Source organism: Streptococcus sp. k-628, from assembly GCF_013277475.1.
GTDB lineage: Bacteria > Bacillota > Bacilli > Lactobacillales > Streptococcaceae > Streptococcus.
Genome location: NZ_VMMZ01000031.1, coordinates 26111 through 37674 on the forward strand (window position 1 = coordinate 26111; position 11564 = coordinate 37674).

Here is an 11564-nt window from a genome sequence, read left to right on the forward strand (position 1 = left end):
GAGAAGCAATACTTGTATGAAAAAATGAGACGGCTTTTTCGTCTAGTAAAAGGAAAAAATGACAAAAAAAATTGGTGTCGGTCAGGCACATAGTAAGATTATTTTAATAGGGGAGCATGCGGTCGTTTACGGTTATCCTGCCATTTCCCTGCCTCTCTTAGAGGTGGAGGTGACTTGTAAGGTAGTTCCTGCAGCGAGTCCTTGGCATTTCTATGAAGAAGATACCTTGTCTATGGCGGTTTATGCCTCGCTCGAGTATTTGGATATCACAGAAGCCTGCATTCGCTGTGAGATTGATTCGGCTATCCCTGAAAAACGGGGAATGGGTTCGTCAGCGGCTATCAGCATAGCAGCCATTCGTGCGGTATTTGACTACTATCAGGCTGATTTGCCTCGTGATGTATTGGAAATCTTGGTCAATAGGGCGGAGATGATTGCCCATATGAATCCTAGTGGTTTGGATGCTAAGACCTGTCTCAGTGAGCAACCTATTCGTTTTATCAAGAACGTAGGATTTACAGAGCTTGAGATGGATTTATCCGCCTATTTGGTGATTGCCGATACGGGCGTTTATGGTCATACTCGTGAAGCCATCCAAGTGGTTCAAAACAAGGGCAAGGATGCCCTACCATTTTTGCATGCCTTGGGAGAATTGACCCAGCAGGCAGAGGATGCGATTTCACGAAAAGATGCTGAAAGACTGGGACAAATCCTCAGTCAAGCGCATTTACATTTGAAAGAAATTGGTGTTAGTAGCCCTGAGGCAGACTCTTTGGTTGAAATAGCTCTTAGTCATGGTGCTCTGGGGGCTAAGATGAGCGGTGGTGGGCTAGGAGGTTGTATCATAGCCTTGGCAGACAATTTGACACACGCACAAGAACTAGCAGAAAGATTAGAAGAGAAAGGAGCTGTTCAGACATGGATAGAGAGCCTGTAACAGTACGTTCCTACGCAAATATTGCTATTATCAAATATTGGGGAAAGAAAAAAGAAAAAGAGATGGTGCCTGCTACTAGCAGTATCTCTCTGACTTTGGAAAATATGTATACGGAGACGACCTTGTCGCCTCTACCATCTCCTGCGACTGCTGATGCATTTTATATCAATGGTCAGCTACAAAATGAGGCAGAGCATGCTAAGATGAGCAAGATTATTGACCGTTACCGTCCAGAAGGTGAGGACTTTGTCCGTATAGATACACAAAACAATATGCCTACCGCAGCGGGCTTGTCTTCAAGCTCTAGTGGTTTGTCCGCCCTGGTCAAGGCTTGCAATGCTTATTTTCAGCTTGGATTGACTCGGAGCCAGTTGGCACAGGAGGCTAAGTTTGCCTCGGGATCTTCCTCTCGGAGTTTTTATGGACCATTAGGTGCCTGGGATAAGGATAGTGGAGAAATTTACCCTGTAGAGACAGACTTGAAACTAGCTATGATTATGTTGGTGCTGGAGGACAAGAAAAAACCAATTTCTAGCCGTGATGGGATGAAACTTTGTGTGGAAACCTCGACGACCTTTGACGACTGGGTGCGTCAGTCTGAGAAGGACTATCAGGATATGCTGGTTTATCTCAAGGAAAATGACTTTGCCAAGGTTGGGGAATTAACGGAGAAAAATGCCCTGGCTATGCACGCTACGACAAAAACAGCATCACCAGCCTTTTCTTACCTGACCGATGCAAGCTATGAAGCCATGGACTTTGTCCGCCAGATCCGTGAGCAAGGAAAAGTCTGCTACTTTACCATGGATGCTGGTCCCAATGTCAAGGTTCTCTGTCAGGAGAAAGACTTGGAGCATTTATCAGAAATCTTCGGTCAACGTTATCGCTTGATCGTGTCAAAAACAAAGGATTTGAGCCAAGATGATTGCTGTTAAAACTTGCGGAAAACTCTATTGGGCAGGTGAATATGCTATTCTAGAACCAGGGCAGTTGGCCTTGATAAAGGCCATTCCCATCTATATGAGGGCTGAGATTGCTTTTTCTGACAGCTACCGTATCTATTCAGATCTGTTTGATTTCGCAGTGGACTTGACGCCCAATTCTGACTACAGTTTGATTCAAGAAACGATTGCTTTGATGAATGACTTCCTCGCTGATCGTGGGCAAACCTTGCGACCTTTTTCTTTGGAAATCCGTGGCAAAATGGAACGAGAAGGCAAAAAGTTTGGTCTAGGTTCTAGCGGTAGCGTCGTTGTCTTGGTTGTCAAGGCTTTACTGGCTCTGTATAATCTTTCAGTGGATCAGGAGCTCTTGTTCAAGCTGGCTAGCGCGGTCTTGCTCAAGCGAGGAGACAATGGTTCTATGGGAGACCTTGCCTGTATTGTGGCAGAGGATTTGGTTCTCTACCAGTCATTTGATCGCCAGAAGGTTGCTGCTTGGTTGGAAGAAGAAAAGTTGGCGACTATTTTAGAGCGTGAGTGGGGCTTTTCTATCTCACAAGTGAAACCTACCCTAGAATGTGATTTCCTAGTGGGATGGACCAAGGAAGTGGCTGTATCAAGTCACATGGTCCAGCAAATCAAGCAAAATATCAATCAGAATTTTTTAAATTCCTCAAAAGAAACGGTTGCTGCTTTGGTAGAAGCCTTGAAGCAGGGGGAATCAGAAAAAATTATCGAGCAAGTAGAAGTGGCAAGCAAGCTCTTAGAAGGCTTGAGCGCAGATATTTACACACCTTCGCTCAGACAGCTGAAAGAAGCTAGTCAAGATTTGCAGGCTGTTGCCAAGAGTAGCGGTGCTGGTGGTGGTGACTGTGGCATTGCCTTGAGTTTTGATGCGCAATCAACTGAAACCCTAAAAAACCGTTGGGCCGATCTGGGGATTGAGCTCTTATACCAAGAAAGGATAGGACATGACGACAAATCGTAAGGATGAGCACATCCACTATGCCCTTGAGCAGAAAAGTTCCTATAATAGCTTTGATGAGGTGGAGTTGATTCATTCTTCCTTGCCTCTTTACGACCTGGATGAAATCGATCTGTCGACAGAATTTGCTGGTCGAAAGTGGGACTTTCCTTTTTATATCAATGCTATGACGGGTGGAAGCGATAAGGGAAGAAAAATCAATCAAAAGCTGGCTCAGGTAGCGGAAGCCTGTGGTATTTTGTTTGTGACAGGTTCTTATAGCGCAGCCCTCAAAGATCCAGCAGATGACTCGTTTTCTGTCAAGTCTAGTCATCCAAATCTCCTTCTTGGAACCAATATTGGATTGGACAAGCCTGTCGAATTAGGTCTTCAGACTGTAGATGAGATGACCCCTCTTCTCCTACAAGTGCATGTCAATGTCATGCAGGAATTACTCATGCCCGAGGGAGAAAGAACGTTTAGAAACTGGCAATCGCATCTAGCAGATTATAGTAAGCAAATCCCCGTTCCGATTGTCCTCAAGGAAGTGGGCTTTGGAATGGATATGAAGACCATCGAGAGAGCCTATGAATTGGGCGTTCGAACCTTTGACCTGTCAGGTCGTGGTGGCACCAGCTTTGCTTATATCGAAAACCGCCGCAGTGGCCAACGTGACTACCTCAATCAATGGGGTCAGTCCACCATGCAAGCCCTTCTCAATGCTCAAGACTGGAAAGACAAGGTTGAACTCTTGGTCAGTGGAGGCGTTCGGAATCCACTGGATATGATTAAGTGTTTGGTCTTTGGTGCCAAGGCTGTAGGACTGTCTCGAACAGTTCTAGAATTGGTTGAAACCTACACAGTTGAAGAAGTGATTGGCATTGTCCAAGGTTGGAAAGACGATCTGCGTTTGATTATGTGTGCTCTTAATTGTGCCACCATAGCCGATCTACAAAAAGTAGACTATCTTCTTTATGGAAAATTAAAAGAAGCAAATGATCAGATAAAAAAGGCGTAATCACCGCCTTTTTTTCCATCTTCAGACCGAGGTGACTTTTTTGAAGTGTGATAAAATAGAAGGGAGAGGATGCACCTATGAGAAAATTTAAAATCTTTTTATTTATTGAAGCCTGTCTTTTGACAGGAGCTCTGATTTTGATGGTTTCAGAGCATTTTTCGCGTTTTCTGCTGATTCTATTCCTCTTTTTGCTTTTGATTCGCTATTACACTGGTAAAGAGGGCAATAATCTTCTTTTAGTGGTGGCAAGCATTCTCTTCTTTTTTATCGTCATGCTCAATCCTTTTGTGATTCTAGCTATTTTTGTTGCGGTTATATACAGCCTCTTTCTTCTTTATCCGATGATGAACCAGGAAAAAGAGCAGACCAATTTGGTTTTTGAAGAGGTTGTGACGGTTAAGAAGGAGAAAAATCGTTGGTTTGGAAATCTCCATCATTTTTCAAGCTACCAGACTTGCCAGTTTGATGATATCAATCTCTTTCGTCTCATGGGTAAGGATACCATTCATCTGGAGAGGGTTATCCTAACCAATCATGACAATGTCATTATCCTCAGAAAGATGGTAGGAACGACTAAAATCATTGTACCTGTTGATGTGGAAGTCAGTCTCAGCGTTAACTGTCTCTATGGTGATTTGACTTTTTTCAACCAGCCCAAGCGAGCTCTCCGCAATGAACACTATCATCAGGAAACGAAAGACTATCTCAAGAGTAACAAGAGCGTCAAGATTTTCTTGACCGCTATGATTGGGGATGTGGAGGCGGTTAGAGGATGAAAAAACAAGCTTATGTAATCATTGCTCTCACCTCCTTTCTGTTTGTCTTATTTTTCTCCCACAGCTTGCTGGAAATCCTTGACTTTGACTGGTCTATCTTTCTGCACGATGTCGAAAAAACAGAAAAATTTGTCTTTTTATTGTTGGTATTCAGCATGTCCATGACCTGTCTCTTAGCCCTGTTTTGGAGAGGTGTTGAAGAGCTTTCTCTAAGAAAGATGCAGGCTAATCTCAAGCGTTTATTGGCAGGGCAAGAAGTGGTTCAAGTTGCAGATCCAGATTTGGATGCCAGTTTCAAGTCCTTGTCAGGTAAACTTAACCTTTTGACAGAAGCTCTTCAAAAAGCTGAAAATCACAGTCTTGCTCAGGAAGAGGAAATCATCGAGAAAGAACGAAAGCGGATTGCTCGGGATTTGCATGATACAGTTAGTCAGGAGTTGTTTGCGGCCCACATGATTTTGTCAGGTATCAGTCAGCAGTCTTTGAAATTGGATAGAGAAAAGATGAAGATCCAGTTGCAGAGTGTCACAGCTATTTTAGAAACCGCCCAGAAGGATTTGCGGGTCTTGCTCTTGCATTTGCGACCAGTTGAACTGGAGCAGAAGAATCTGGTTGAAGGGATTCAAATCCTCTTAAAAGAGCTTGAGGACAAGAGTGATCTCAAGGTTGGTTTCAAGCAAAATGTGACGAAATTGCCTAAGAAAATCGAGGAGCATATCTTCCGTATTCTACAAGAATTGATCAGCAATACTCTCCGCCATGCCCAGGCATCTTGTCTGGATGTCTATCTCTATCAGACAGATTTTGAATTGCAGCTGAAGGTGGTGGACAATGGGATTGGTTTCCAGTTAGGGAGCTTAGACGACCTGAGTTATGGACTCCGCAATATCAAGGAGCGGGTTGAAGATATGGCTGGAACAGTTCAACTTTTGACAGCACCCAAGCAAGGACTGGCAGTTGATATTCGTATTCCCTTGCTCGATAAGGAATGATAAAGGAGTAAAGATGAAAATTTTACTAGTAGATGACCATGAAATGGTCCGATTGGGCTTGAAAAGCTACTTTGACCTCCAAGACGATGTAGAAGTTGTAGGGGAAGCGTCCAACGGGTTTCAGGGTATTGACTTAGCCTTGAAATTGCGTCCAGATGTTATTGTCATGGATATCGTCATGCCTGAAATGAATGGAATTGATGCGACTTTGGCTATCCTCAAAGAATGGCCTGAAGCCAAGATTTTGATTGTGAGCTCTTACTTGGACAATGAAAAAATAATGCCGGTTTTGAATGCTGGTGCTAAAGGCTATATGCTCAAGACTTCTAGTGCAGACGAATTGCTTCATGCTGTCCGTAAGGTGGCTGCTGGGGAGCTGGCCATTGAGCAAGAGGTCAGCAAGAAGGTCGAATACCACCGCAATCACATAGAACTACATGAGGATCTGACTGCGCGTGAGCGAGATGTACTCCAACTCATCGCCAAGGGCTATGAAAATCAGCGTATCGCAGACGAACTTTTTATCTCTCTCAAGACGGTCAAGACGCACGTGTCTAACATTCTTGCCAAACTTGAGGTCAGTGATCGCACACAAGCTGCGGTCTATGCCTTTCAGCACCACTTGGTGGGGCATGAGGATTTTTAGTAGTTATATAAAATAATATCGGAGAAATGACTTAATTTAGTACCAAGAAGTGAGTAAGTAGTTCTAGTACGGTAAAATATTTTTTTCACAATGTTTTTATGTTATTTGTTGACATTCATTTTATAGGGGAGTAAAATAGAGTTAGAAATATTTAGATTAACATATATATTATAAAATATAAAAAATCCAAAAGGAGGTTAAAATCATACAGCAACTTTAAATTTTCATGACAGGAGGAAATAGTTATGAAAAAATCTAAACTACTCACACTTGGTTTGCTTGCAGGTGCTGGTCTGCTTTTGTCTATCAACCAAGCACAGGCTGCAGATACTTGGGTTAAAAATGGTGCTGACTGGAATCTTTCTCAAGATGGCAGTCTAGCTAAGGATAAATGGGTACAAAATGCTGGGTCATGGTATCACTTCGATAGCGCTGGTAAAATGCAGACAGGCTGGCTCAAAGACGGCAATACTTGGTATTCTCTAGCAGATAGTGGTGCTATGCGCACTGGCTGGTACAAGCAAGGTAGCACATGGTACTCACTAGCAAATAGTGGCGCCATGCGTACAGGTTGGTACAAAGAAGGGTCTACATGGTATTACCTCAAAGACAGTGGCGCTATGGCAACAGGATGGGCGACTCCAAATGGTAAATGGTCTTACTTTGAAAAATCAGGTGCTATGGTCGCAGATAGAGCTGTTCCAGCCAGTGATGGGGAAAGTTATGTCATTGGTAAGGATGGTTATATGTTAACCAAACTCCCAAGTCAGGTTGAACAATCTCAAGCGGATGATACAATTATCACAAATATTGTTACTTTGTCTGATGGGTATGATTATCATTTTATTTATAGAAAAGATGGAGTCATTGTTGAAAAAAATGCTTGGTACATCAAGCCAGAGTTTAAAAAGTTTTCTAATAAATATGGGGATGTGGTTTCAAATACAACCTTAGCTCTAGTGGATAATAAAGAAGAAGGACAAGAAATTGATCCTAAAGCTGTTATTCATAATTTCCAAAATCTACCAGGTCGATATTACTTTGGAGCAGATGGTCGTAGAGTATTACCACTTCCAGAGATGACAACTAGATCAGAAATCAAAAAAGTTGGTAATGATCTTTATCTAGAAGACCCAGGTGCACGACTTCGTCTTGGGGCTACCCACTTTACAATCAATAATAATAAACTATACTATTTAGAGGGTGCTAATGGCAAACTAAAAACAGGTTATTTTGCATTGATTGATGATAGACCAAGCTATCATCACTATCATATTCTTGTTTATGCAGACCAATCTGGTGAAATTCTTAAAATGAAACGATTGCCAACAGGAATTTCAGATTATCTTAATAAAGAAATTGATGGTTTCTACGGTCAAACTGTTAAAATCGATAGTAAGACAGGAAATGTTTTTGTTGTGAAATAAACTATCTGACAGAGTAAAACGAAAAAAGCGAACAACTTTGTCTACTAGGAAGTCATGTTCGCTTTTATTCATAAAATAATAGTTACTATTTGCCCTCTGTTTCAAAAAAATCTGCTTGATAATAATCACTAACTTCTCTTTTCATTTCCCGCAGTAATCGACTTTCATTTGTTGATTCGAGTAAGGATAATCCTTTATTAATCATAGCATGATTTTCATTAACGATTCCCAGACGTACTTGAGCTACACCTAATAAATCGTATCGTTTCAATATTTTTGCTAAATCAAGATATTCTTGAATTAAGCATAGACAATCATCTTTCTTATTTGCTTCAAGGGACATTCGTGTCATATTGGCTAGAATGGAGTAATGAATACTTTGAATTGGACGATAATCTGTGTATTTATTTAGAGATTTAACAAGCCTCTGGCGTAGCATTTCTAGTGAATCAATAGGGAAATGAAAGATGATCATCACTAATAACCGTAAATCTGAGAGGAACCACTGATCCCTTTTTTCCAATTCTTTCCATAACTCTTCAGCTAAGGCTTGGGCTTTATCGGAAAACTGATTTTCAATCACTTCTATAAAAATGGTTAGCTCTTTCACAGCGTGTTCTATTGGGATATCATTCTGCACTTCATCTAGATAAATTTGACATTTTGATAGCAGTGTCTTCATTTCTTCTAGATTAGGCGAAGAAATAACCTGATAATATTCTGAAAATAATTTCTTACGAGAATCCATTTGGTAATGTTGACAAATATAATGAAATTCATCGAAACTCATATCAACTTGCCTCAAAAGCAACTCCATAGTATCATATCTAGGAGTAGAATGATTATTTTCAAACTTCGATAAGTTAGAATGAGTAATGTAGTCACCACAGACCTCATTTTGTGTGATCCCTTTTGACTTACGAATGTATTTATAAACTGAACCAATATCCCACCGCATATTTTTGCCTCCAAAAATGTTCCAAAAGTAGAAGTTTTAAGAAAATATTTATATTTAGTATATCATAAAGGTGTGGGGTGGACAATGATGATAGAAAGAAGGTATTGGTTGACTCTTAAGGATTATTAGGAGTTATGTAGAATGTTTATGATGGAAAATATCTTTTTATAACTATTCAATAAAGGAGGAAATAGCTATGAAAAAATCTAAATTACTTACTCTTGGTTTGCTTGCAGGTGCTGGTCTGCTTTTGTCTATCAACCAAGCACAGGCTGCAGATACTTGGGTTAAAAATGGTGCTGACTGGAATCTTTCACAAGATGGCAGTTTAGCTAAGGATAAATGGGTACAAAATGCTGGTTCTTGGTACCATTTTGACGGTTCTGGAAAAATGCAGACAGGATGGCTCAAAGACGGTGTTACATGGTATTCACTAGCAGATAGTGGAGCTATGCGTACTGGCTGGTACAAGGAAGGCAATACCTGGTACTCCCTAGCAGATAGTGGCGCCATGCGTACAGGTTGGTACAAAGAAGGGGCTACTTGGTACTATCTTCATTTTAGTGGTTCTATGATGACAGGTTGGGTGTTCATAGATGGTAATTGGTATTATTTTGAACAATCAGGTGCAATGGCCTCTGATAGAGTTGTAAATTCTAGTGATGGGACAGGCTATATTCTCAGCAAGGATGGCCATATGTTCACTTTACAAGATAGCCCTTATAAAAATGATGATATTGTTCGTTTAGGCGATGGATATGAATATCTGATTACAGCAAAATTTGACGGAAATAACTTTACTGATGTTATCGTGGATAAAAACACTTGGTATATCAAACCTGAGTTCAAGAAGTTTTCCGAAAAATATGGGGATCAAGTTTCCAATACGATGTTGGCTTTGGTGGATAATAAAGAAGAAGGACAAGAAATTGATCCTAAAGCTGTTATTCGTAATTTCCAAAATCTACCAGGTCGATATTACTTTGGAGCAGATGGTCGTAGAGTGACACCACTTCCAGAGATGACAACTAGATCAGAAATCAAAAAAGTTGGTAATGATCTTTATCTAGAAGACCCAGGTGTACGACTTAGACTTCCATCTACTGACTTCACCATCAATAACAATAAATTATACTATTTAGATAATGGACAAGGTAAGCTCAAAACAGGTTACTTTGTATTGATCGATGATGGTATGTCTACAACCCACTATCATTTCCTTGTATATGCAGACCAATCTGGTGAGGTTCTTAAGATGAAACGCTTGCCATCAAGATTTTCAGATTATTTTGATAAAGAAATCGATGGTTTCTATGGTCAAAAAATTAAGATTACACAGCCAAATAAGTATGAATATTACAAGGTTCTTGTGGTTAAATAATACAAAACGAATCGCCTAATGAGGGATGTGTGGGCGATTCGTTTTTTACTGTAATCAGCCATCATTAAGCATCTTTTATAAGATTATATTCGAAACCTAAAGAAAACTAAGAAGAAACCGTACCTCCCCCATCATTGAAAAGCGCATTCGTTACTTGAAAAAAGTCGCTCGTTTATGTTATAATAGACTGTATTTAAAAAATTTTAAGGAGAAATGACAGAATGTCTGTATCATTTGAAAACAAAGAAACAAACCGTGGTGTCTTGACTTTCACTATCTCTCAAGACCAAATCAAACCAGAATTGGATCGTGTCTTCAACTCAGTGAAGAAATCTCTTAATGTTCCAGGTTTCCGTAAAGGTCACCTTCCACGCCCTATCTTCGACAAAAAATTTGGTGAAGAATCACTTTACCAAGACGTTATGAACGCTCTTTTGCCAAACGCTTATGAAGCAGCTGTAAAAGAATCTGGTCTTGAAGTGGTTGCACAACCAAAAATTGACGTAACTTCAATGGAAAAAGGTCAAGACTGGGTTATCACTGCTGAAGTCGTGACAAAACCTGAAGTTAAATTGGGCGACTACAAAAACCTTGAAGTATCAGTTGATGTAGAAAAAGAAGTAACTGACGCTGATGTTGAAGAACGTATCGAACGTGAACGCAACAACTTGGCTGAATTGGTTATCAAAGAAGCTGCTGCTGAAAACGGCGACACTGTTGTCATCGACTTTGTTGGTTCTATCGACGGTGTTGAATTTGACGGTGGAAAAGGTGAAAACTTCTCACTTGGACTTGGTTCAGGTCAATTCATCCCTGGTTTCGAAGACCAATTGGTAGGTCACTCAGCTGGTGAAACTGTTGACGTTATCGTAACATTCCCAGAAGACTACCAAGCAGAAGACCTTGCAGGTAAAGAAGCTAAATTCGTGACAACTATCCACGAAGTAAAAGCTAAAGAAGTTCCAGCTCTTGACGATGAACTTGCAAAAGACATCGACGAAGAAGTGGAAACACTTGCTGAATTGAAAGAAAAATACCGCAAGGAATTGGCTGCTGCTAAAGAAGAAGCTTACAAAGATGCAGTAGAAGGTGCAGCAATCGATAAAGCTGTAGAAAACGCTGAAATCGTAGAACTTCCAGAAGAAATGATTCACGAAGAAGTTCACCGTTCAGTAAATGAATTCCTTGGAAACTTGCAACGTCAAGGTATCAACCCTGACATGTACTTCCAAATCACTGGAACTACTCAAGAAGACCTTCACAATCAATACCAAGTAGAAGCTGAGTCACGTACTAAGACTAACCTTGTTATCGAAGCAGTTGCCAAAGCTGAAGGATTTGACGCTTCAGAAGAAGAAATCCAAAAAGAAGTTGAGCAATTGGCAGCAGATTACAACATGGAAGTTGCTCAAGTACAAAGCTTGCTTTCAGCTGATATGTTGAAACATGATATCACAATCAAAAAAGCTGTTGAATTGATTACAAGCACAGCAACAGTTAAATAATCTTATACTCTTCGAAAAT

General features: G+C 40.6%; 11 protein-coding genes. 10 read left to right on the forward strand and 1 reads right to left on the reverse strand.

Annotated elements, in window-relative coordinates:
• Nucleotides 1-58: 58 nt before the first annotated feature.
• The 8 genes from mvk (at nt 59) to HT730_RS04550 (ending at nt 7701) form a co-directional block, all read left to right on the forward strand.
• Complete coding sequence (mvk, locus tag HT730_RS04515) at nt 59-937, forward strand: mevalonate kinase (RefSeq protein WP_173306934.1); 879 nt, start codon at nt 59-61, stop codon at nt 935-937.
• Nucleotides 919-1872, forward strand: coding sequence for a diphosphomevalonate decarboxylase (gene mvaD / locus HT730_RS04520; RefSeq protein ID WP_173306935.1), 954 nt, complete (start codon nt 919-921; stop codon nt 1870-1872). The genes mvk and mvaD overlap by 19 nt, the downstream gene beginning before the upstream one ends.
• The gene (locus tag HT730_RS04525) at nt 1859-2866 is read left to right on the forward strand and encodes a phosphomevalonate kinase (protein WP_173306936.1); all 1008 of its coding nucleotides are present in this window, start codon (nt 1859-1861) and stop codon (nt 2864-2866) included. Before mvaD ends, HT730_RS04525 begins: the two co-directional genes overlap by 14 nt.
• A complete protein-coding gene (gene fni / locus HT730_RS04530; protein WP_173306937.1) occupies nt 2850-3860 on the forward strand; it encodes a type 2 isopentenyl-diphosphate Delta-isomerase in 1011 nt (336 codons plus the stop codon). Before HT730_RS04525 ends, fni begins: the two co-directional genes overlap by 17 nt.
• 77 nt (nt 3861-3937) lie before the next feature.
• The gene (liaF, locus tag HT730_RS04535; protein ID WP_050970253.1) at nt 3938-4636 is read left to right on the forward strand and encodes a cell wall-active antibiotics response protein LiaF; all 699 of its coding nucleotides are present in this window, start codon (nt 3938-3940) and stop codon (nt 4634-4636) included.
• Nucleotides 4633-5628 carry a sensor histidine kinase gene (locus tag HT730_RS04540; RefSeq protein WP_050970252.1) on the forward strand — a complete coding sequence of 332 codons (996 nt, stop codon included), beginning with the start codon at nt 4633-4635 and terminating at the stop codon, nt 5626-5628. The genes liaF and HT730_RS04540 overlap by 4 nt, the downstream gene beginning before the upstream one ends.
• Nucleotides 5629-5641: 13 nt before the next feature.
• Nucleotides 5642-6274, forward strand: a complete 633-nt coding sequence (locus HT730_RS04545; RefSeq protein ID WP_173282749.1) for a response regulator transcription factor — start codon at nt 5642-5644, stop codon at nt 6272-6274.
• A 245-nt stretch (nt 6275-6519) separates the two neighbouring features.
• Nucleotides 6520-7701 (forward strand): N-acetylmuramoyl-L-alanine amidase family protein, encoded by a 1182-nt coding sequence (locus tag HT730_RS04550; protein WP_173306938.1) that lies wholly within the window; start codon nt 6520-6522, stop codon nt 7699-7701.
• An 85-nt stretch (nt 7702-7786) separates the two neighbouring features.
• Here the strand turns inward: HT730_RS04550 and HT730_RS04555 are convergent, their stop codons facing one another.
• Nucleotides 7787-8659: a helix-turn-helix transcriptional regulator gene (locus HT730_RS04555; protein ID WP_173306939.1), complete on the reverse strand. Its 873-nt coding sequence runs from the start codon at nt 8657-8659 to the stop codon at nt 7787-7789.
• Nucleotides 8660-8855: 196 nt separating this feature from the next.
• Between HT730_RS04555 and HT730_RS04560 the strand changes: the two genes are divergently transcribed.
• Together HT730_RS04560 and tig are read left to right on the forward strand one after the other, a co-directional pair.
• Nucleotides 8856-10040 carry an N-acetylmuramoyl-L-alanine amidase family protein gene (locus HT730_RS04560; RefSeq protein WP_173282752.1) on the forward strand — a complete coding sequence of 395 codons (1185 nt, stop codon included), beginning with the start codon at nt 8856-8858 and terminating at the stop codon, nt 10038-10040.
• Between the two features lie 221 nt (nt 10041-10261).
• Nucleotides 10262-11545, forward strand: a complete 1284-nt coding sequence (gene tig / locus HT730_RS04565; protein WP_173306940.1) for a trigger factor — start codon at nt 10262-10264, stop codon at nt 11543-11545.
• Nucleotides 11546-11564: the final 19 nt, after the last annotated feature.

Excerpts from the sequence above, each read along its gene's own strand:
- mvk (WP_173306934.1), top strand. The coding sequence starts at position 59 with ATGACAAAAAAAATTGGTGTCGGTCAGGCACATAGTAAGATTATTTTA.
- mvaD (WP_173306935.1), top strand. The coding sequence starts at position 919 with ATGGATAGAGAGCCTGTAACAGTACGTTCCTACGCAAATATTGCTATT.
- HT730_RS04525 (WP_173306936.1), top strand. The coding sequence starts at position 1,859 with ATGATTGCTGTTAAAACTTGCGGAAAACTCTATTGGGCAGGTGAATAT.
- fni (WP_173306937.1), top strand. The coding sequence starts at position 2,850 with ATGACGACAAATCGTAAGGATGAGCACATCCACTATGCCCTTGAGCAG.
- liaF (WP_050970253.1), top strand. The coding sequence starts at position 3,938 with ATGAGAAAATTTAAAATCTTTTTATTTATTGAAGCCTGTCTTTTGACA.
- HT730_RS04540 (WP_050970252.1), top strand. The coding sequence starts at position 4,633 with ATGAAAAAACAAGCTTATGTAATCATTGCTCTCACCTCCTTTCTGTTT.
- HT730_RS04545 (WP_173282749.1), top strand. The coding sequence starts at position 5,642 with ATGAAAATTTTACTAGTAGATGACCATGAAATGGTCCGATTGGGCTTG.
- HT730_RS04550 (WP_173306938.1), top strand. The coding sequence starts at position 6,520 with ATGAAAAAATCTAAACTACTCACACTTGGTTTGCTTGCAGGTGCTGGT.
- HT730_RS04555 (WP_173306939.1), bottom strand. The coding sequence starts at position 8,659 with ATGCGGTGGGATATTGGTTCAGTTTATAAATACATTCGTAAGTCAAAA.
- HT730_RS04560 (WP_173282752.1), top strand. The coding sequence starts at position 8,856 with ATGAAAAAATCTAAATTACTTACTCTTGGTTTGCTTGCAGGTGCTGGT.
- tig (WP_173306940.1), top strand. The coding sequence starts at position 10,262 with ATGTCTGTATCATTTGAAAACAAAGAAACAAACCGTGGTGTCTTGACT.